The 23,654-nt window shown below is 46.1% G+C and carries 13 protein-coding genes; 8 read left to right on the top strand and 5 right to left on the bottom strand.

Annotated elements, in window-relative coordinates; genetic code table 11:
- Positions 1 to 56: 56 nt before the first annotated feature.
- A complete protein-coding gene (locus tag C7475_RS25265; RefSeq protein WP_110056201.1) occupies positions 57 to 872 on the bottom strand; it encodes a 5'-nucleotidase, lipoprotein e(P4) family in 816 nt (271 codons plus the stop codon).
- A 55-nt stretch (positions 873 to 927) separates the two neighbouring features.
- On the opposite strand from C7475_RS25265, the gene dprA reads away from it, so the two are divergent.
- The 8 genes from dprA to C7475_RS33060 all read left to right on the top strand — a co-directional run bounded on the left by dprA (position 928) and on the right by C7475_RS33060 (position 12,162).
- Entirely contained in the window at positions 928 to 2,037 is a 1,110-nt protein-coding gene (dprA, locus tag C7475_RS25260; protein ID WP_233259960.1) for a DNA-processing protein DprA, read from the top strand.
- Between the two features lie 115 nt (positions 2,038 to 2,152).
- The gene (gene guaB, locus C7475_RS25255; RefSeq protein ID WP_110056200.1) at positions 2,153 to 3,625 is read left to right on the top strand and encodes an IMP dehydrogenase; all 1,473 of its coding nucleotides are present in this window, start codon (positions 2,153 to 2,155) and stop codon (positions 3,623 to 3,625) included.
- Positions 3,626 to 3,904: 279 nt separating this feature from the next.
- Positions 3,905 to 5,512 (top strand): apolipoprotein N-acyltransferase, encoded by a 1,608-nt coding sequence (gene lnt, locus C7475_RS25250; protein WP_110056199.1) that lies wholly within the window; start codon positions 3,905 to 3,907, stop codon positions 5,510 to 5,512.
- Positions 5,513 to 5,545: 33 nt separating this feature from the next.
- The gene (locus C7475_RS25245) at positions 5,546 to 6,316 is read left to right on the top strand and encodes an alpha/beta fold hydrolase (RefSeq protein WP_233259959.1); all 771 of its coding nucleotides are present in this window, start codon (positions 5,546 to 5,548) and stop codon (positions 6,314 to 6,316) included.
- Positions 6,317 to 6,318: 2 nt separating this feature from the next.
- Entirely contained in the window at positions 6,319 to 8,964 is a 2,646-nt protein-coding gene (locus C7475_RS25240) for a gliding motility-associated C-terminal domain-containing protein (protein ID WP_146217648.1), read from the top strand.
- 156 nt (positions 8,965 to 9,120) lie between these two features.
- Complete coding sequence (locus C7475_RS25235; RefSeq protein WP_110056196.1) at positions 9,121 to 11,049, top strand: PKD domain-containing protein; 1,929 nt, start codon at positions 9,121 to 9,123, stop codon at positions 11,047 to 11,049.
- A gap of 9 nt (positions 11,050 to 11,058) precedes the next feature.
- The gene (locus tag C7475_RS25230) at positions 11,059 to 11,814 is read left to right on the top strand and encodes an SDR family NAD(P)-dependent oxidoreductase (RefSeq protein WP_110056195.1); all 756 of its coding nucleotides are present in this window, start codon (positions 11,059 to 11,061) and stop codon (positions 11,812 to 11,814) included.
- A 201-nt stretch (positions 11,815 to 12,015) separates the two neighbouring features.
- Positions 12,016 to 12,162 (top strand): hypothetical protein, encoded by a 147-nt coding sequence (locus C7475_RS33060; RefSeq protein WP_158286615.1) that lies wholly within the window; start codon positions 12,016 to 12,018, stop codon positions 12,160 to 12,162.
- A gap of 55 nt (positions 12,163 to 12,217) precedes the next feature.
- Here the strand turns inward: C7475_RS33060 and C7475_RS25225 are convergent, their stop codons facing one another.
- The 4 genes from C7475_RS25225 to sprA all read right to left on the bottom strand — a co-directional run bounded on the left by C7475_RS25225 (position 12,218) and on the right by sprA (position 23,632).
- Positions 12,218 to 13,426, bottom strand: a complete 1,209-nt coding sequence (locus C7475_RS25225) for a sialidase family protein (RefSeq protein ID WP_110056194.1) — start codon at positions 13,424 to 13,426, stop codon at positions 12,218 to 12,220.
- Positions 13,427 to 13,431: 5 nt separating this feature from the next.
- Positions 13,432 to 15,714, bottom strand: coding sequence for a TonB-dependent receptor (locus C7475_RS25220; protein ID WP_110056193.1), 2,283 nt, complete (start codon positions 15,712 to 15,714; stop codon positions 13,432 to 13,434).
- Between the two features lie 196 nt (positions 15,715 to 15,910).
- Entirely contained in the window at positions 15,911 to 16,273 is a 363-nt protein-coding gene (locus C7475_RS25215; RefSeq protein ID WP_146217647.1) for a hypothetical protein, read from the bottom strand.
- A 117-nt stretch (positions 16,274 to 16,390) separates the two neighbouring features.
- Positions 16,391 to 23,632 carry a cell surface protein SprA gene (gene sprA / locus C7475_RS25210; protein WP_110056191.1) on the bottom strand — a complete coding sequence of 2,414 codons (7,242 nt, stop codon included), beginning with the start codon at positions 23,630 to 23,632 and terminating at the stop codon, positions 16,391 to 16,393.
- Positions 23,633 to 23,654: the final 22 nt, after the last annotated feature.

The raw sequence follows: 23,654 nt of genomic DNA, 5'->3' as shown, positions 1-23,654 counted from the left end.
GATATCAGAGATCAGGAATTAATGCAGGTAATTGCCACATTAATTCCTGATCTTTTTTATTTATAATCTTTTAACGCCCCTTTCAGTAACGAATCCATTTCTGCCGGCGTACGCTTATAATTATACTCGAACATCGCAGGTAACCAATCACCGTACATGGGATTAGGTAATACAATAAAACGGTTACCGAAATCGGCAGCTGATTGTATAGTAATCTGCCCGCGTTTATCGACAGGTTGTTTATCGAAGATGACTGCGAAGTCACTTAGGTTATCCCCCATTAATAAAACGATCTTATGCGTCTGCGCTACCTGCTGGCGGCGGCTTTCCTTACCGGAAGTTGTGGTTTTCAACAACAGATGTTCATTATCAGCATCAGGGAAATGCCAGCGTTGAAGATTCTGTAATGTTGCTATACGTTCTGTCTCTGCGCGGTTAGTGATGTAAAAGACATGTACACCTTTTGAAGCGGCATACTGCAGAAAGGACAATGCGCCGGGAACCGTATCAGCAATGGCTTTGGCCGTCCACTCCATCCAGGTCTTTTCTGCATACCCCTCTCCTTTCAAAGCGGTATGTACTGTATACGGACTGTTATCCAGCACTGTCTCATCTATGTCTGTGACGATAGCGAGCGGCAATGTAGCAGGTTGAGACAAGCTTTCATCCAGTCTTATCCTTGCAATGTTATAAGCCTGAAAACACAAGGCTTTATATTCAGCTGCTTTCTGCTGCCAGAGCGCCGCCCAGGCAGGGCCATAAGGTTGCAGAACGGTCGGCGAAGATGCCTGCGGAGCAGGTAACTGCGATGTCTTACAGGCAATCATACCTGTAAGCAATGCACATGTGAGTAAAATATTTTTGTAGCGCATGGGAGGAAACGGAAGATGTTTTATCTTAGATATGTTAACCGCAAAAATAAGCATTATGCAGGAGGAATTACGCCACCAGATGGCCCTCACACAAATTCCACAGATAGGAGATATTGTCGCCAAAAAGCTGCTCGCACATTTCCGTACAGCCAGTGCTGTGTTTGAAGCTGACAAGCATGAGCTTGAGAGCATTCCTGATATTGGTGTTGTAAGAGCTGCTGCTATCCGGCAATTCCGCGACTATGAACGGGTAGATAATGAGATCGCCTTCATGGAGCAACATGAAATACAGCCTGTCTTTTATACCAGTCCGTCATATCCGCAACGATTGAAACATTGCGCTGATAGTCCTGTAATGCTGTATTATAAAGGCAATGCTGATCTCAATGCAGGAAGGATCGTCAGTATTGTGGGTACAAGAGCGCCGGGAGAATATGGAAAAACGGTATGCGCTAAATTGGTGGAAGAGCTGGCTGCACATAATGTGATAGTGGTTAGCGGTATGGCTTACGGCGTTGACATCATTGCGCACAGACAAGCGTTGCTGCACAATATTCCTACCATTGGCGTATTGGCGCATGGGCTGGACCGCATCTACCCTCCGCAGCATCAGGGAACAGCTATGTCCATGATTGAAAACGGAGGATTACTTACAGAATACTTCAGTGACACTCAACCCGATAAACAGCATTTTCCAATGCGCAACCGTATTGTGGCCGGTATTGCCGATGCAACCATTGTAATAGAAAGTGGTATCAAAGGAGGCTCACTCATCACTGCTGATATAGCCAATAGTTATAATAAAGACGTTTTCGCTATTCCGGGGCGGATAGGTGATCCACATGCTGCCGGTTGTAATGAACTGATCAGGACCAACCGGGCAATGCTTATTACGTGCGCTGCCGACGTTTTACAGACAATGGGATGGGATAATGACCATTCACCCAAAATACGACGGGACCCACAGCGGGAACTGTTTGTTACCCTTAATGAAGCCGAGCAACATATTGTGACACTCTTCACAGGCGATGATGAAAAACATATAGATCAACTCCGCCAGGAAAGCCATTTGCCCGGCAGCCAGGTAACGTCCCTTGTTTTAAAACTGGAAATGCAGCATGTACTGCGAGGTTTACCCGGACAGAAATACCAGCTGGTTAATTGATCCTTAACACGGTTATGCTGATCTGCACATCACTTAATACGGTAACATTTTTCTGTTTGCCTAAATAGGTGTACATTTGCGTGCAATTATTTAATAACTGACAAATAGTTGCAACATGCCTGCCGGAAAATCAAAACCGAAATTTGTAGAGGACGGACTTACCTTTGATGACGTACTCCTGGTTCCAGCCTACTCTGAGGTACTACCCAGAGACGTAAACATCTCAACGCAACTTACCAAAAACATACGCCTTAACATACCAATGGTGTCTGCTGCCATGGATACTGTTACTGAAGCTAACCTGGCCATTTCACTGGCTCGTCAGGGGGGCATTGGTATTCTGCATAAAAATATGAGCATTGAAAAACAGGCAGAACTGGTGAGAAAAGTAAAGCGCAGTGAAAACGGCCTGATACTCGACCCGGTTACCCTGCATGCAAATGCTACGATCGGAGAAGCGCTCCGCCTGATGAAGGAAAACAGCATCGGTGGCATTCCTATTGTAGACGATGCAAGTAAACTGGTAGGTATTCTCACTAACCGTGACCTGCGTTTTGAAAGAAATCACAAACGCCTGGTAAGTGAAGTAATGACATCACAGAACCTGATCACTGCTCCGGAAGGAACCGATCTGAAAAAAGCAGAAAAGATCCTTCAGCAGAATAAGATCGAGAAACTTCCTGTAGTAGCCAAAAGCGGCAAACTGGTAGGACTGATCACTTACAGGGACATCCTGCAGGTATCCAGCTATCCTAATGCTGTAAAAGACGCCTACGGCCGTTTGTTAGTAGGCGCTGCTCTCGGTATCACTCCCGATGTACTGGACAGGGCGCAGGCGCTGATCAATGTAGGTGTGGATGTGGTTTGCCTGGATAGCTCACATGGTCATTCCATCGCTGTAATAAACAGCCTCAAGAAACTTAAAAAGGCTTTCCCGAAACTCGAAGTAATAGCTGGTAACGTAGCTACCGGCGAAGGTGCACTGGCACTGGCAAATGCAGGTGCAGATGCTGTAAAAGTCGGTGTAGGACCTGGTTCCATCTGTACTACCCGCGTAGTAACAGGCGCTGGTTTCCCTCAACTTTCCGCTGTAATGCTGGCTGCTGAAGCGTTGAAGAAAACAGGTGTACCGGTGATCGCAGATGGCGGTATCCGTTACACAGGTGATATGGTTAAAGCCCTGGCTGCAGGTGCATCCAGTATCATGGCAGGTTCCATCTTTGCAGGTGTGGAAGAAAGCCCCGGAGAAACCATCATTTACGAAGGCCGTAAATTCAAATCCTATCGTGGAATGGGTTCACTGGAAGCAATGGTAGAAGGTAGTAAAGACCGCTATTTCCAGGAAGAAGACGATATTAAGAAACTGGTACCGGAAGGTATCGTAGGCCGCGTACCTTACAAAGGTTTACTGTCTGAGGTGATCCAGCAATTTGTAGGTGGTCTGCGTGCAGGTATGGGCCTCACCGGTTCCAAAGATGTAAAAACACTGCAAGCTGCACAGTTCATCAAAATATCTCCTGCTACTCAGAAGGAAAATCACCCACATGATGTGGTGATCACTAAAGAAGCACCAAATTACAGCAGATAATTTTTTCAGCTGACAATGTATGATGATCTGACAACGATAATGACCGGAAGTGATTGATGATTTACAGTATACAGTTGACAGATAATTGATGTTTGATCATCATCGTAAAATAATGATAAAGCCTCCTGCCGTAAGCCAGGAGGCTTTTATTATTATTTAATAATTTATTTCCCATACTACTTTTATATTCGTCCTTTCTCGTCCGTCAACAGGGCGATCAGACAATAATATTACGGTTATCTATCTGCTATGGATAACCGGTTATAAAATGAATTGACTATGAACCGCTGGTTACCCATATTACTAAGCCTTGCCGGTGCATTGCTGTTATGGGCCGCATGGCCAACCTCTCCCCTTACCTTCCTGATATTCATTGCATTTATCCCTTTGCTACGGATAACAGATCTTGTAGCGCATCGTGGTAAATACTTTGGATGTATCTTCCTGACCTTATTCCTCTGGAACGTCGCCACCACCTGGTGGGTAGGCAACACTACGGTTCCGGCAAGCGGTCTTGCCGCTAACCTGATCAATACCCTGGTAATGAGTGTGCCCTTATTGGGCTATCACCGTACACGGGTGCGGGTAGGCCAGACTGCCGGATATTTTGCGCTCATAGTATATTGGTTAACGTTTGAATACATCCACCTCAACTGGGAATTCAGCTGGCCCTGGCTTAGTCTCGGTAATGCCTTTGCCATGCATCCTTCCTGGATACAATGGTATGAGTATACCGGCGTGAGCGGCGGTACGCTATGGATACTGCTCGCCAATATTCTGATCTACCACACCTGGATGCAACGCAAGCAATACCCCGTTGCAATGACCACTTTTTTGTGGAAAACTGCCTGGAAACCGGCAGCGGTTATTATTATTCCGCTGTTACTCAGTTCGCTGGTACAATACAACTTCGAGGCGCCTGAAGGGACCACTGCACGGATAGTGGTCGTTCAGCCGAATATCGATCCTTACGATAAGTTTGCGGAAGAGAATGAGGAACTCCAGCTGAAAAAACTACTATCCCTGTCTGCTCAGAAAGCCGACAGTAACACTTCATATATTATCTGGCCGGAAACTGCGTTATTCACACATGGCGTGTGGGAACACAAGCTGTCTTATGAAGATGAAACAGAACAGATCAGGCAGTTCCTCAGGCGGTACCCCAAAGCAACAATTGTTAGCGGCGCTACTACCCTGAAACGATATGATGTAACGGATGAAGCCCCTAAAATGGCCCGCAGTTCAGAAGACGGCAACTTCAGGTACGATGCGTTCAATTCCGCAATTCAGGTTGACACATCTCATGCTGTGCAGGTCTATCATAAAGCTAAACTGGTACCGGGTGTAGAGCTAATTCCTTACGCCCGTTATATGTCGTTCATGAAAGAGCTGGCATTGGATATGGGCGGTATAACCGGGGGATATGGTCTTACACCTGGCGTTGAACTGCTGGAAGACACCCGTACCCACGTAAAGGTATTACCGACAATTTGTTATGAATCCGTATACGGTGAGTTTGTAGCAGAACATGTAAGGCGTGGGGCGAACTTACTGTTTGTCATTACTAACGACGGCTGGTGGGGCGATACGGAAGGCCACCGCCAGCACGTACAATATGCGCGCCTCAGGGCTATTGAAACCCGCCGCTGGGTAGCCCGCAGCGCCAACACAGGTATTTCCTGTGTCATTGACCCTATGGGCAGGCTGCAGCAACCATTACCATATTGGAAAGAAGGAGTTATAGAAGCAAATGTAACACCGGGCGATACATTTACGTTCTATGTAAGATTTGGGGATCTTATATCCAAAGCGGCGGTTGCTTTCTGTATTGTGATGATATTGTTTAGTTTTTACCTGAAATTCAGGCCTTCCATGCCCAATTCCTGATTCCAAAATTATTTTCCAGTGTCCAATAAACCTTTGACCCGAAATACTGATCTAAAAAGCAAACCGGCAGTAGTGCTGATACATGGTTTTTCTGAGAATAACCAGATCTGGCGCGAACAACTGGATGCCTTAAGCGAACAATTTTATGTGATAGCACCCGACCTTCCCGGTACGGGCAATGTGCCTGCAACAGGCACGTTGAGCATGGAGAGCATGGCTGAATATATAAATGATCTTCTAAAAGCGGAAGGCATATCCAGAGCAGTCATAATAGGCCATTCCATGGGTGGCTATGTGGCCCTGGCCCTGGCTGAGAAATACCCTTCACTGATACAGGGATTGGGATTATTTCATTCTACGGCCGCGCCGGACAATGAGGAAAAAAAAGAAGCCCGCCGGAAATCCATCAATATGATTGAAAAGTATGGGAACGAAGCTTTTGTGAAACAGACAATGCCTAATATGTTCAGCCCTGCCTATAAAAAGCAACATCCTGAACAGATAGAGTCGTATATTCAGATGTGTTTGCAATGCCCACAGTCATCACAGGTGGCTTATTATGAGGCTATGATACAACGCCCTGACAGGACAGCTGTACTATCGTCCCTTTCCGTACCCGTTTTGTTTGTAATAGGTAAAGACGATAACGCCGTACCCATGCAGAATGTCCTGCCACAGGTATCCATGCCACGCATCAGCAGCATCCATATTTTTGAGGACACCGGGCATATGGGAATGTGGGAAGTTCCGGATGCCAGCAGACAACTATTGGAACAGTTTATTCTTTTTTGCCAACAATATTGAACGTGAAAAGAACCCTTATACTGCTTATCATTCTTTCCTTCGGGTACATAACAAGGGCTTCCCATATCATTGGGGGAGAAATGTTGTATAAGTATATCAGCCGCAATGGTGATAATCTGACCTATCAGGTTACATTGAAGCTGTTCCGCATATGCGGTAGTGGACAGAATATAGCAGAATTACCGGAATCGGTTTATTTCTCCGTTTTCGATATACAAACCAATTCACGGGTAACCCAGCCCCTGGTGCCACGCGCCAGTAAGGAACAAAAAGAGCTGGGACAGATAGATCCATGTATCGTTAACCCTCCCAATATTTGTTTTCAGATCGGTATATACGTACAGAATATAACCGTTCCTGTCAGTGACAAGGGCTATGTCGTTGCTTTTCAGAGCTGCTGCCGTGACTTCACAATGGAAAATATCATAGACACCAGAAACCCGAATGACGAACAGAATAGTCCGGGCAATGGCGCTACCTATTTTACCGAGCTGCCAGGAAAAGATGGCATTTTAAATAACTCCAGTCCATACTTCGCAAAAGATGAAGCGGTGCTTGTATGCGCCAATAAAAAATTCACATACGATTTCTCTGCGATCGATCCTGATGGGGATCAGATCGTTTATTCTTTCTGCGATGCTTATGGCGGCGGCCAGACAACCGGCCAATCAGGCATTCCTCCTGCAGCAATTGCACCTCCCTATGGCCTGATCCCTTATAAGAGTCCGTATTCCGGCAGTAGTCCGCTGGGAGCAGGAGCCACTATAAACCCGCAAACCGGCGTTATCTCCGGGACCGCCCCTAACCCGGGCAAGTATGTGGTGACCGTATGTGCTTCCGAATACCGGAATGGCAGACTGCTTGGGATACACCGGAAAGATTTCCATGTCAATGTAACTACCTGTATTAAGTCGGTCGTTGCCGCCATGCCAGAGAAATACAACGACTGTTCTGGCTATACCATCACGTTTATCAACAACAGTACAGAAGGTAAACCCTACGAATGGGATTTCGGGGATGGCCAGACCTTGAAGACGAACAGCAGCGATCCGATACAACATACCTATACACAGGACGGTACTTATACCGTAAAACTATGGGTGGACAGGCAGAGTAATTGTGGCGACAGCGCTATTGCCACGGCCTATGTATATCCCATGTTGAGGCCTGTTGTGCGGGCAAGCGGTTTATGTAGCAATACTACAACCGCTTTTGACAACACCTCCAATACCTCCAGTACCTCTGACAGAATTAACTATTTCCGTTGGGATTTCGGTGTAGAGACGACCGATACGGATACATCGCTACAGGAAGACCCACATTATCAATATCCCGGACCAGGGAACTACCAGGTGGTACTGCAGGTTAAAACAGAACAGGGATGCGAACGTTTTGACACCACCGATCTTATTATTTATGACAAGCCGCCACTGGCCACCACACCGGATACGCTGCTATGTATCCTGAATTTTATTCAACTGCACGCTGAAAGCGTAGTAGATGGCAACGTGGTGAACGGAACATATACATGGAGCCCTTCATATAATATCGATAACGCCAATACCGCCAACCCAACGATCTTTCCTAAAAGAGATACGGCCTATACCGTAACGTTCACAGACCAGACAGGGTGTAGTAACAGCAAACGGATTGCCATTGACGTGAGAGAAAAACTGGTGGTAACGACCATTGCCGACAGTACTGTATGTACAGGCGATGAAGTACATATCCGTGCATTTCCCGATGGCAATTATCCGCTCACCTGGTTCAATACGTCCACCAACGCGGAAGTTGGAACTGGTCCGGTACTGTCCATCGTTCCCCCGGCGCCGTCGGTAGGTTATACCGTAAGAGGAGATCTTGGCGACTGTAGTGGTCAGGATAATGTACAATTGCGCATAGTAGATCCTCCTGTAGCCTATGCCGGTGAAGATACTACCATTTGCTATGGTGAGCAGGTTACACTGCGTGCGACAGGCGGAAGCTCTTATCAGTGGACTCCGACAACAACATTATCCACTCCGAGAAGTGCCAATACTATTGCCCGGCCAACCGATACCACTCAATATATAGTTACGGTAACCGATGTACTGGGTTGTCCGAAACCAGTTCTGGATAGTGTAGTGATCAATGTGGTACCGCCCGTGCCTGCCTTTGCCGGCAACGATACCATTGCAATCCTGAACCAGCCATTCCAGTTAAATGCCTCCGGTGGTATCAACTATGTATGGACTCCAATAATAGGTCTGGATAACCCCAATATCTATAATCCAACTACCACCATCAATCGTGACATTACCTATACCGTAACCGTCTATACGGCAGAAGGCTGTTCCGGCCGGGATGATATTAAAGTCCGTTTTATAGCAGGCCCCGACATCTACGTTCCTACAGGCTTCTCTCCTAACGGCGACGGCCAGAACGATATTTTCCGTCCACTTCCCGTAGGTATCGTACAGATGGACTTCTTCCGCGTATATGACCGCTGGGGAAAGCTTATGTTCAGTACCACACAGTATATGAAGGGATGGGATGGGTACTTTAATGGGTCTCCCGCAGCGGTAGGCAGCTACGTTTGGGTAGTACAAGGTAAAAATGTAGATAACGAAACTGTATTAAGAAAAGGAACTGTAACACTTGTCAGATAGAAATAACTTCATTTAATTACATACTATCAACTGTAATGATCTACTGTACAAGTACTTCCAAAGTCGCATGAACACTGGAAAAAATGATTTTATTAACGGTGGATTTTTTTGTAAATTCCTATAAGAAAGTCATTTTTACGTTATGCGCCCCTTTTGATGTACCGACTCCTTATTCTGGCTATTTGCTGCACCTTTGTCTACGTTAGAGCAGATGCTTACCATATAATTGGCGGCGAAATTTACTATGCATATCTGGGCACCGCCGGCGACGGCAAATACAGATATGAGATCGTCCTCAAGTTATACCGGGATGCCGACTTTACCTGCGGTCCCATTCAGGGATGTCTTGATCATTTCGAAAATCCAGTTCCAGTCAATATTTATAGTGCCAGCGGCGTCCGTATTGTCAATGCCAGACAACTCTATATCAGCGAAACAAAATCCCTCCGTGATACCCTCAAAAATCCCTGCCTGGCTCCCCGCACACAAAACCTGGAAGTAGCCTATTACCGGGATACTGTCGAACTACCAGCCTCCAATGGCGGATACTATGTCACTTACCAGCGCTGTTGCCGTGGGGAGAAGCTTACTAATATCTATGATTCCGAGCATGAGGGATCTACCTTCTATACCGTCATTCCGGGAGTAGAAAAGAGGCCGACCAACAGCAGCGTGCATTTCAAACAGGACGGTGCGATCGTTATCTGTAACAGTCTGCCTTTTACCTTTGATTATTCTGCTTTCGATCCGGATGGGGACAGTCTTACCTACAGTCTTTGCAGTGCACTCACAGGAGGCTCTACACGCAGTGAGGGAGTAGCAGCCAATCCACCTCCATATAATTCTACCGTCAATTATGTAACACCCTATTCGGGCGCCAATCCAATGGGCGGTGCTCCGCAGATATCCATAGATAATCATGGTATGCTCCGAGGTACACCTAACCGCCAGGGAAAGTTTGTCATTTCCGTTTGCGTAAGTGAATATGACCGGCGTACGAAAATATTACTCGGCACACACCACAAAGACCTCTTGCTGACAGTCTTCAATTGTACGACCAACATCAGCGCTGGCTTTCCCGATGTGCTCATGAACTGCGTGGCCAGCCCTGACCTGGGTGTCACCATTCCCAATTACAGTAATGCCGGCTTTACTTCCAGTTATTATTGGGATTTTGGCGATGGTACCGATACCATCACTTTTGATAAAGCTGTCTTCACTCACCAGTTCCCCGACACCGGCATTTTCCCTGTGAAACTGGTGGTCAACCGCGGACTTTCCTGTACTGACAGCGTAACTGGTTTTGTTCACAATTATCCGGGTTTAAATGCTGATTTTACGGTGGAAGGTCTTTGCCGTGGAAAACCTATCCGCTTCAATGATGTTTCCACCTACACCTATGGCAAAATTACCAGCAGGCGTTGGGACATTGGTATACCTGATGCACCACAGCCAACCAGTGCTGTCAGTACTCAAATGAATTACGTCTACCAGGAGGGAGGCACATATACCGTCACACTCTCCCTGCTTACAGACCGATCGTGCAGTGCGACACTTTCCAGGGAAATCACTGTCTATGAGGTCAATCCTTTCGCGGGCAATGACACCATCCTCGCCAAAGGACAGCAACTGCAACTGAATGCGACCGGTGGGGAATTCTATGCCTGGTCGCCACCGATTGGCCTGAACAATATAAACGTTTCAAATCCTGTCGTCAGTGGCAACGATGACATCACGTACCTGCTGCAAGTCTCGAACTCACAGGGATGTATTGGCTATGATTCGATCAATATCAAGTATTACACCGGTCCGGAAGTATACGTTCCTACCGCCTTCAGTCCAAATGGCGACGGACAGAACGATCGTTTCCGGTTTGTTCCTGTCGGCATTACAGAATACGAATACTTCCGCATCTTTAATCGCTGGGGACAGGAAGTATTTTCCTCCACCGACTTCCGCAAAGGATGGGACGGTACTATCAAAGGCATGCCAGCACCAGTTGACACCTATATCTGGATACTTGCCGGAAAAGATTTAACCGGTAAAAGCATTTTAAAGAAAGGCACTGTAACTTTGGTGAAATAAAATCGATCTATGGCAATAGTTTTAATTACCGGAGCTACCTCTGGCTTTGGTGAGGCGTGCGCAAAGAAGTTCGCTGCGAATGGTTATGATTTAATTATCACAGGAAGAAGAGAGGAGAGATTAACAACATTACAGCAACAGTTACAACAGGAATATAAGATTGCCGTATTACCACTTTGTTTTGATGTGAGAGATCAACAGGCTGTAAACAGCGTATTAGGCAATATACCTGACAAATGGAAAGCTGTCAGCATCCTTATCAATAACGCCGGACTGGCCCTCGGTTTCAGTACAATTGAAGATGGAGATGTGTCTGACTGGGATACCATGATCGACACCAATGTGAAAGGCTTACTTTATGTTTCCAGAGTGGTGATCCCCTGGCTCAAAGAACAGGGCAAAGGACATATCATCAATCTTGGCTCTACTGCCGCTAAACAGGTGTATGCCAAAGGACATGTCTATTGTGCAACCAAAGCTGCAGTAGATTCTATTTCACAAGGCATGCGTATCGACCTGCTTCCCCACCGTATCAAGGTAACTGCTGTACATCCCGGAGCTGCAGCTACAGAGTTTTCAGAAGTGCGATTTAAAGGTGACAAAGAAAAAGCTGACAACGTTTATAAAGGCTTCCAACCTTTAACCGGTGAGGATGTAGCAGACACAATTTACTACTGTGCCACTTTACCACCTCACGTATGCATCAATGATCTGGTAATGACTTGCCTGCAACAGGCTAATGCCTATTACTTCGATAAAGAGTAAAAAATGTTAATATAACACTTAGATGTTATTTTGAATGTAACCTTTTGTATTTATATTTGAAACAATTAACGTATATGAGGGGCTATTTGTGAGTATTGTATTTGAGGCTGCTTAAGATATACCTCCGCGCGGAGGTGCAACTAACTAACTATTTTAACGTTTTGATGATGCCGACTATCTATCCTAAAAAACCATATCCCTATGCTTACATTTGCAACACTGTATTTGTTGCGCCTTTACTATCCCAGGTGGAAAGCAGAATGGCGCTTCTACTCCGACAGATCTAAAAGGAATAACTACGGTCGCTGGGCTACTCGCCAGGATTGGGCCGGAGCTTTTAGTTACTGAGAAATGAATCTAATCCCGCCGGTGTAAGCCGGCGGGATTTTTTTATATAGTTACTTCACTTATTCATCTGCACACAACGTACCTGCTGTACCTCTCCCTCACGCTGTGTATAAGCCACCAGCACAGTATGATCATCTACACCTTTTATCACCGGGTAAGACGCATAAACAGAATCTGGTGTGAGCAATCCGGTGTCCAGTATTTTACCAGCACCATCCCTCAACTGAAAGCCTACACGGCTATTAAATGTACTCTTTACTTTCACAGGCTCATCCCAAACCAGCATGATCTTATTATCGGCCAATGCAGTGATCTGCGGATGTTTCGCTAATGGTACCGAACTTACTTTTTGCTTATGGGTATATGTCCTGCCATTGTCCATAGACTGGCAGTAATACACTCCTTCTCCTCCTCCCATGGTAAACCAGGCAAAGTGCATCCCTTCCTTATTTTTCACCATAGCAGGCCCGGTATGGGGGCAACCTCTTACCACCCAGTTATCTGCACTGATCCTGTTCATTTCAGAGAAAGAGGCCCCTCCGTCTGTAGATACCATGTGTACCATATCGCGGATAGAGTCATTGATGATATCCCTGAAAGCAATATGAATACCTCCCTGGCCATCCGTATAGAGATCTGTCCTGCAACATTGACAAACAGTTTCCGCCAGTGACTTCTCCTGTTTAAAGCCTTCATGACCGGCAGTAACCGCATAATACAGGGAAGACCCTTCTGCATCAATATCCTTTCTGTTATCAAGCCATATAGCAGCAGCTTCGCCACTGGGCAATAAAGCAATATCAAAATACCGTTGATCATAACTACCGGTATCTGTTACCAGGGGCTGTGCGGGCAACCAGCTTTTCCCTCCGTTTAAAGAGCGGGTATAAAATACCCGGCCGGCATATTTATTACGCGCATCATCCTGCTCTACACCATAAATCGCAATGATTTCTCCATCCGGTTTAAACACTATCTTAGGCATATTCTCGGCATGCGGCAATATGCCGTTTGCTGTAGGCACCTGTAGTGGTGCAGAAAAGGTACTGCCTCTGTCAGTTGATATGGCATAATACAATGTACCTGTATCAGCTCCCTGTTTTGTCTCCACCCAGCTGATCACAGTTTTACCATCTGTAGTTGTGGTCAGATAAGGACAAGAGGCATCCTGTACCGGATGTGATAACACTTGTATTTTTCCCTGCTTGCTGTTACAAGCTGCTGTGCAGATAGTCAGTAATACCAACCATTTTCTTATTCCCATCGTTGTCAGTTTTTACCGTTAAATGTATAAGCAACACCTATGTTAAAAGTACGTTTCGGTCCTGGTCTGTAAGTTGTGCTATAAGTCGTTTTTTCTGCCGTAGTAGCATAGATCGCATCTGCTGCATTGCGACAGTTAACCCAACATTCAAGATTCCTCCAGCCATAACCAGTACGGAAGTTCAGCAGGTCGTAACCTCCATAGTAGCGGGTATTCTGTGGGTCCATGTAATAGCGGCTCACATGCTGCCATTCTCCTCCTAATCTGAACCCACGCAGGAATCCCGGTTTCCAGGTGATCTCCGTATTAGTGATCACTTTCGGCGCTCCACTCATCCGGTTATCGTCATAGCTCACGCCTTTCTCGATATACTCATTGAAGAAGTGTTCTGCATACTGACCACTGCAACGGATCCATAATGAGCGCACCGGTGAATAACGCACGTTCCATTCTATGCCCCGGTGCGTTGTACGTCCGGCATTACGGTTCTCATAAGATCCGTCATCCAGTTTCACACTAATGATCTCATTTGTTCCCTGCATATTATACACACCTATGTCCACATACCCTTTATCATTAGCAAAACCAAACCAGCCGCCCGCTTCATAATTACGGTAGGTTGCAGGTTCAAGGGTCGGGACCTTCACTCCTCTGTACAATTCTGATATATTAGGCGGTGCAAAGCCGACACTATAATTAGCATACAGTCCGCGGCTCTTTCCAAAGTCGTACGTCAGTCCCACTTTCGGCGTCAGTGCATTAAAGTTGTTACGTTCATCAGGAGCACCTGTGAATGCGGATGGTGTAAGATGATTATCAAAATCATAATCCATCCTGTCATAACGAAGTGCTGCCACCAGTTTCAAACCGCGCAGTAATTCCATATCAAACTGTGCATAGGCCGCTGTATTGAGCAGCCCTACATTATAATCTGTCAGCAGTGAATCAGACTTTGTATAACCTGTATAATAACCTGCGGCATCGCGATCTATATCAATAAACTCTGAATAGTAAGTTGCAGGACTGTAATCTGCACTCACGCCGGCAATCAAAGATGCATGTCTCCAGGGAAACTGTTTCTTATGTTGTATGATCAGCCCATAACTGTTAAAGCTGTCGTCATTGATCTCACCGGTAGCTTTCAGTGGATTCTGCTGGTTGTTTTTAATAGCATAAAATGGATTCTGACCTATGCTGTTGTTACGGAAGAATGCCGTGACAGTAGTTCTGTTTGTTGTACTCCAGGCATGCTCCAGCGTACTTCTGTAGCGGAATGCATTTACCTTACGGTAAGAGAATGTCTGGAAGTTGCGATAATCTTTAGAATAAAAATGGGCGCTATCCAATCCGCCTACCTGGTCTGTATAATAGTCGGTCAATGTAGCAGAGTTGATCCATTTCGTCCGTTCGTTTATCTGATAATCCGCCCGCAATGTAAAGGCCAGCTTATGAAAATCACTGTGGTCCATATAACCATTGCGCTGGTCAGCGTAGTAACCACCGAAGCTTATACCTACTTTATTAAATGTACTGGAAGCACTAAAATCGGTACGCTTATATCCACGATCACTGATCTCTGCCTGTATCCTGGCCATAGGCTTCAAAGACGGTGCTGCAGTAATGAAGTTCACCGCACCTCCTACGGCCTCACTGCCATATAAGGATGATGCAGGCCCTCTCACTACTTCAATATTACGTAATGCGGCCTGGTTGATCTCGATCAGTGCATTGTGGTTAAAGTCGCCAATTGTACGGATGGGAATACCATCTTCCAGATAAAGGAAGAGACTTTTGTACCCAATGGGCTGCCTGATAGCCATTGTATGCTGTTCATTACCCAGGTCCACCATGTATACACCACTGACCTTATTCAGTAATTGTTCCAGAGAGGTTGCTTTTGTATCCCTGATCTCCTGCGTCGAAATGGTGCTTATAGCTACAGGTGCGTCCGTACGGGACTGCTTGTCCCGGCTTGTGGTCACAATAATTTCATTCAGACTTGCAGTAGCAGGCGTCAATGAAACGATAAATGGCTGCTGTGTCTTTATTGCCAGCTTCTGTGACTGATATCCTACAAATGATACTTTAACCGAATCATCGGCTTTACTACCATTCAGTACAAAACGTCCGGTAGCATCTGTCTGGCACCCTTTATCTGCATGTAATAACTGCACGGTCACACCCGGCAATACTTCTCCTGTCTGCGCGTCAATCACACGGCCCTGCACCTGCGCATGTGATTGTACAAATAACAATACTCCTGTTATTATCAGTAATAAATATCTCATAAGTTCAAAAGTTCAACTAACCGCATGTCATTGCATGGCAGGCAGTATAATGCCACAGCCAATCAAATGCCATCACGGTCATTAGTTGTCAAATAGTAAATAAATGGAAGGAATTATATATGAGATCGCTCATGGTTATATGCCATGTAGTCGCTCATATGTACACATCACAATAAAAATGTTGTTTTGGCTGAGCTTAAGCCTGAGGTGGGTGGAAGAAAGAGAATAAAGGAGTATGCAGTTCAGGATCCTGATAATAAACAAAGAGTTCTGACGAAGGGGCGATGGGCTTAAAGTTAAACTCCTGCAATGCGTCTATATAAGACACTTCATACTTTTCCTTGCCCGTGGTACCGTTCTGTTGTTGCTGCTCATCTTGCTGCAGCTTCTTTCTCAGGTAACATTTACCGTTACAGTGCATGTCAGGCTTGTCCCTGTTCTCGCAAAGTACACTCGCAATGTATGCCTGGTCTATTTTATACTTCACCATAATCACCACCTGGCTGAAGTTTTGCAACAACAAGCCCAGGAATACTGATATGGCGAAAAAATATCTCACGGCACAAAAATAGGTTAACAATGCGCCAATTTCAAATGATATATGTCATATTACTAAAAGACACAGGCTGAACGTTTGAACGTTCAGCCTGTGCATGCATGATATATAATTACGCTGTTATTGAGCCAGCATAAATCTCAATGTCAAACCACCCCTTGTATTGGTGATCGGATAAGCAGTCGAAATAACCGGTATTGTTTGCCGGCGATCATAGAAGAAACGGAGGTTCAGACGGTTGTTCACCACATAGTCAATTGATGGCGATATACCGATCACTTTCTGTCCGCTTGTCGGGATCACCAGGTCGGCATCCAGCCTGTTGTTCACCGTCTTATCATCACGGAAGCTCATGTCCAGCCTGAAGTTCATATCGTTCTGTACCTTCTTGCCGTCTTTAGCCTGTCCCAGGAATGCGAATGTCACATTACGTAAACGATAGCTACCTCCCAGCGTTAATTCCGTAGAACGGAGCTCCGTCAGCTGGTAGTCGATCAGGCTAAGACTGAGTGAACGGCTCTTCTTGAACTCCATACGCAGATTCAGACTGCTCGTGAAAGTAACATCTATACCCAGTAACGGTGCAAACTGTTCCGTCATCGTGATATTCGGTATCAGGAAGTAAGGAATGTAGTTGCCTGACACGGTATCCACAAATCCCGGATAACCTGCCAAACGTGGATCTTCATACAACAGTGCGGAGTTGTAAGAGCTCATGCTCAAACTTCCCACATATGCATGTGTCAGAGACACATTGGTAAAGATGGATTTGAATGGTTCCAGTTTGGTCAGACCGTTATAAGCGATACGCCAGTTAGGACGTGGTATATAGTTACTGAAAGGATTACTGCGCACACTTGACAGACCGGCACTTCTCAACAATCCTATCTTCTCAGGGCTCTTACCAGTATATGCCGCCAGGAACGCAGGTACCAGCACATCCTGAGCATAACGTCCGTAACCATAACGATAGGTAGGATCTTTCGGATTATTAGTTGGTACGCCAGGATCGGTATTATAAGGATTCAGGGCCCCCAGACGGTTAGAGATCGTCTGACGGTAACGTTCAAAGTCCTTAAAGGTCTGCGTTGTACCTGATTCAGCGTCAATACCTCCGAAGATGGTCTTGATAGCCATATAAGAGATCTCAAATCCACCCGCATCATAAGGGCTTAAGTGTTGGAAGCCGGAATCAGGCAGGTTCTTGAACAACTCAGTATGCGTCTTGGTAAAGGACTTGGTCATACTCAGGTCAATACGAAGATCATTAGCTGGTTCCAATTGCGCCTGTATCTGCCAGCGCTGTGTGAATTGTTGTTGATATTGGATGTTAAAGGTTGTGTCCGGAGTGATCAGGCCTTTCTTCGCAAAATCGTCCAGCCATGCTTTGTCAGGTTGCTTACCGAACACGAATGGCACACCCGGCGCCCAGCTGGCCCAGTTCATACCCAGTATCTTGGTACTATCAATATAACCAGGTAAACGGGTACCGCCATTTTCAGAATAATCGAGACTGATACGTTTGAGAGACAACAATGGCTTCATCACCGCTTTCAGGATTGGTGATATTTCCGGATTGTTGTCCTGTTTCGCCGGTTGCTGTTTATTCTGGTTGCCGGCCATTCCCGGTCTGTTATTATTATTCGGCTGCGGTTTCTTCTTCACCTGTACGCCGGTAATGGCTCGCAGGAAGGCCGATTTACTATACAACTCTGAGAACTTGAATTCCGCCATTATTGTTTTCTGGTTGGAGTTCTCGATTGCATTACCCAGATATTTTGCCAGGAGTGAAGCACCCGTCCAGCGGTAGTCTGTCGAATACCCCAGGGCAATGCTCGTCCAGCTAAGTAAAGGCAGCTTACTTGTTGGCAGTGTATAGGTAATGTTTGCTGTATGATAGTAATTGGTGGTCCTTCCCAGTTTGAAGAAATTATTCCAGAGACTGTCTTTCTTCTCTTTAGAATTCAGACGGCCTGCCGGTTCGTCAACACGTGCATTGTTCACGGCATTGAAATCAATGCTCAAGCTGCGTGACAGATCCCATTTCAAACCATAGTACCTGTCAAATGTGAAGTACTTGTTGAAAGTCTCCGGCAATTTATAAGTACCATCTCCTCCCACGTTACGGATACGTGTAGCGCCGAACTGGCGGGTCACATCTACCCTGAAGCTGATGAGCGATGGTATGTAGTTGAAGTTAAAGTCACGGATCAGGTCAAGCCACGGCGTTTTCGTCTTGAATACCTTCTTGAACGGTGTAATGAACTTACTCTGACCAGTGAAAGTATATCCCAGACCTCCGCGATGTTTTGTCAGCTCATCACTTTCAATGATCGGATTATGGCTGGTGCTCTGTGTAAATGAATAGCTGATATCAAAGTTCTCAATATCCCAGAGGCGGTTCCTTTTTCTATTCAGGTTCAGGCGACGCACATTGGTGAAGTTGAGACTCTTAATAGCGGTGAAATCTTCTGCAGCCTTGCGGATGGAATCACGTTCGTAATCACTCCGCGCCATTCTTAACTTATCCTTCAGTTTGATGTCCAGATCGTAAGGATCATATTCCGGTCTGCTGACAGCTTGCGAATAACCGGCATAAACAGGAATGGACAGGCTTACTTTTTTAGGCAGCAGTTTACCCAGGTCGAGGTTAGCGGCGGCATCGTATTGCAGATAGTTATCGCGGAAGCGTTCATTCACACGCTGGTCAAGGTTACCGAAACCTGCCGTATGCATGTTACCGGATACACTCACAGTACCCAGGTCGGCCAGCTGTACATCCACACGGCCCATACCGGCATAACCACCTTTCTCATCAAGACCGGACAGGCGAAGTTCATTGAACCATACCTCACCACACTTTTCTATACCATCATCTTTAGGGTTGGTCACACCTAACATGATACTTCTTACATCGCCGAGGTTCGGATTACCGATCACGCTCATGTAGTTCCCCTTTTCATCCTGCTTGGTGTATGGTAGTTGAGGCGAACAGTTATCACACTGATTACGCTCCTGTTTCAACTGTGTCAGATTGCTCATCAACAGGTCCATATCGTTAATTTCCGGCCAGATGTCAGAAGGCGTGTGAGGTCCGCCCCAATTGGTGATCTTCAGCGGTATCTGATATTCATAGTAGTTCTCAACAAAGTCACTACCCATACGGATGATTGCGCGCAGATCCCCATCTTTCAGACCATTTGGATCATTGGAAGGTTCAGCGTGCAAATACATCTGAATACGTTTATACTGGCGCAGGTCCATATTCAGATTCTTGGATACTCCGCGGGTATCACCGTCTGCCAGTTTACATACCTGAATGGACATAGACTGTTCATTCAACTGTAACACGGTACTATTGGTGCTCACCGTATTCTGACGCACAACTCCCGGAGGCAGCACATAAGGGATTGGCTTACGGGAAGAGTTCTCTTCGATATTTACAGCGGAAGTATTGAAAGTAGTTGTTTCGTCATTCGGAATAGGATCGCCGGGTTGCAGCTTATAGTTATACTGACGCCATTGGTTACGCACCAGTTGCAGTTTAGCGAAACGAACAACCACAGAGTCCTGGAAGCCGGTCAGGAACATACGCATGAAACGGATGGACTTGAAATCAGGAATATTTCCCACCTTCTTGCTAAACTGGCTTACCGGCACTTTGAACTGGTACCAGTTCTCTATTGTTTTCTGTCCATCTGCCAGGGTCACTTCTGCAGGGATCTTATCCACAATGTAATTAGTACCTACCGTCATGTTCGGTCTCAGGTTCACGCGATACTGGAAATACTCTTCCGTTTCGTTCAGCGTATTATCCCTGTTAAGGTCTTCCGATTCTGGAATGTTGGTTGCTGCAGAGGAGTAGGTGGTATTTTGTGAAACCGGGGAGTTACCTTCCGAATTGCTGAACAGTTTATAACGTTGCAGGATCGGCGTATTGGCATAATCCCTGTAGTGCTTGTAGTTATCGGCAGACGGGTCAATCACCGCAGCCTTGTAAACATCTGAATTTGTTCCAAAGTTTGCCGCCAGCTGATCAAGATATGACTTGCGGAAAGTCAACTCATCACTATTAGGTAAACCATCATAACCAACGTCCTGATACCCACGGATCTCCGGATCGTTATCGAAAGCCTGTGTGATCTGTTGCTGGAACTTTGGAATACGCCCCCAGCGGGAAGAGTCAGTTTTATTCAGCTCCGTAGTCGGATTTGGCAACCCGTTCTCGAAGAACTTACGGGAATCTTTCAGGATATCTTCAGATACGTTACCCAGGTTAAAATACAATTGCCCACCGGTACTGTTAGCATTATCTCCCAGGAATGGATCCTGTATCCAGAACTCAATGAACTCTACGTTCTGTGTCTCGAAGTCACTGTTGTCGATCGCACGCATGATACCACCCCATTTCTTCTCAGGATGTGCCAGGCGGCCCTGTGCGTTAATGCTGTCTCTGCTGGCTACAAAATTGTAAGGGCCTCTTTCTTCCGGATAATACGCCAGATCGAGTGTACTTAGCTGGCTCTGACCGAAGTCGGTGGAGCGATTGGCAAATACTTCTTTCTGATACACCAGGCGTACACGCGGATCGGATTGTTCCCGTTCGGTAATACCGTCAGGTAATGCCGGCGATTTCGGGATCTGAAGGGTAGGTTCAATAATATACCAGGCCAGTCTTGCCCTCTGAGAGCCATAGCCGAGATCATTACTTCTGTCGGCTTCAGGGAACAGTATATTTCCCGCACTGTCACTTGCATCTTTTGGAGTAGAAGCCAACGCCCAGGCTGTAGCCGGGAATTTCAAGTCGTAACCACTCTGGGAACCTTCGAAATCATCTATGAATATCTGTCCCTGACCACTACCTGCAGCATTTACCAGTTTACTGTGCCCCGGGAACAACTTGGCCACCTCACCGGTGAACATGATATTGGAAGGGGTATTGCTCTGGTAGTTAGGTAGTTTGTTCAGGAAACGCGTCAGTCCTTTCCATTCGGAGTTATAGTTCGCGTCGAAACCTACTACCGTGTTCTTGATAGGATCTTCGCCATAGTTCACTTTCTGATAGTAAGGCCTTTCACTCATTCTGGCGATGGTAGAACCCAACGTCAGTTTATCATTTACCACATAATCGAAGCGGGTACCGAAGTAGTTCCTCACCTGCGTACCAAAGGCTGCATTGTTTTCAAACTGCACATTAATAGCTACCCCGGAGTTCAGGATACCAGCATTGATGATCTTGATACGACCCAGGTTATAGTCGATGATGAAGTCCACATTCTCACGCAGTTGCTGTCCACCGGCAGTCACCGTTACAGACCCCGGAGGAATATTATAACCTCCCAGCTGGATCTCGGACGAGTTGCTGGATTTATAGGATCCTTTCAGGATATATCGGTTCAGCTGTGGGAACTGTTGGGCCACTACTTTAATGGAGTCATACAGTACACGGTACAGGTACTGCCGTTCCAGGGCGGCATCGCCTCCGAAGGCTTTCTGAATGCCCTGGGCGAATGGTTCCAGTTGCGGGAACATGATACGCCCCGTCTGGGAATTGATGGTATAGCCTTCAACATAGTCAAACACACCATCCGGCTGCGGGTCGTTCTGGTTATTCAGCCTGTCCAGGTTCAGAATGGAGATGAGCGGTGCTCCTTCCCACACTCCCTGTGCATCCGGTATGTAACGTTTATCACTCGGTGCACGGGAATCGGTGCCCGGGTCTTTATAATATACGTCCAGTTTAAAATCCGCCCTGTTGATCTGATAAGCGCCTGTTGAATAGATGTTCTTCATCATCAGGTCCCAGATAGGCAGGTGCGGACGGGCGGAAGTAGCTTTCAGCAATTTCAGGAACAGGATACGCTGATTGGCACTGTTGGTCTGATCTGGCGGAATATCCTGTGAAAACTCACCCACCTGGTAAACACGACCATTATAAGTGTACTGGTATGCAACGGCCAAAACTTCATCCGCCTGCAATTGTTGATTGAGCGAGATGAAGCCTAACTGCCTGTTAATAGTATATTCTGTAGAGTCCAGTTTTCGGGCGAAAGTCTTTTCATATTCCTGGACGGCCTGTAGGCCCAGACCTTGCAAGCGGCTGACGACTGTTCCCGTATAACGGCTCATAGGGTCTGATATGATCTTGGAATAGAGATCATTCACCTTATTGTCCGTAAGCCTGGAATTAGTTAATACGTTAATGGAGGTATTAAAAGGGCGGTATTCTCCCAAATCCATCAAACCGACGATATCTCTTGCATTAGTCGTAGCACCTGTTTTATTGGTCACCCAAACCTCTATTCTGTTTACATAGGCCAGTGACCTGATGATCGGCAGGTTACTAACAGCGTTATTGAAAGTATCACGGAAGAACTGCCCCATCAGGAAGTGACGGTTGTCTTCGTACTCGTCTGCTCTCAGTGTAAAATCCTGTACCTGGGTACCACCCTTGATCAATAGGTTCTGTTTCTGCGACTTCTGGTTAGACAGTACAGAGGTGACCGTCAGACGACCGAACTGCAGTTGGGTTTTGATACCAAAAAGAGATTGTACCCCGGAAATAAGGGAGCTACGCAAAGGGAAGCTAACGTTACCGGCCTCTATCTTTTTGATGATCTCGTCGTCGTAACCAGTATATTCCAGTTTGATCTGGTTCTCAAAGTCAAAGGTAGACTGCGTATTATAGTTGGTGATGAGTTTCAGCTTGTCCCCTATCTTACCGGTCAGGTTCATATTGATATTCATATCAAAAGCGAAACCTCCCGTTCTACGGGCCTGTTCTGTGAGCACAGGGTTCTTGATATTCTGACCTTCATAACCGAAAGTCAACTCCAGGCTTCCCTGGGGCTTGATATCCACTTTATTACCACCGAAGATCCTGTCAAACAGTTTGCTGCCTTTGTACAATTCGGGTCCGTCTCCTTTCTGGTTCAGCGATCCGAGGGTGCTGGCTCTTTTACGCCAGTAATCCTCTTCACTCTTAGCAGACTGAAGTTTATAGAATTCGTCGAAGCTGAGATATGTTGGATTGCGGTAGTAGTGGTCGCCTATCTTTTCTGTTACTGTATATTGCTTGGTGACGGGATCATAATCAACAGTACGGGATAAGCCTGCAGGATCTTTTAAATCAATCTGATTCTTGACAGGATCTGTAATACTGGTACCGTAACGGTCTTTTATCGGAAACTTCAGCGTATCCTTTTTAACGGTATCTAATGCCGCCGGTGTGATGTTTGGTTGCCAGTATTTCTTAGTATAGTTGTTAGAATAACCCGAACGATTCCTTGCCGCAGTATCAAAAATAAACAAAGAAACAACTCCTATTACTGCAATAGCACCATAATATGTCTTTCTTGACAAGAGAAATAGGTTTTTATAGAGG

This window comes from Chitinophaga sp. S165 (genome assembly GCF_003182155.1).
Classification (GTDB): domain Bacteria; phylum Bacteroidota; class Bacteroidia; order Chitinophagales; family Chitinophagaceae; genus Chitinophaga.
This window is presented reverse-complemented; position numbering and strand designations above follow the sequence as displayed.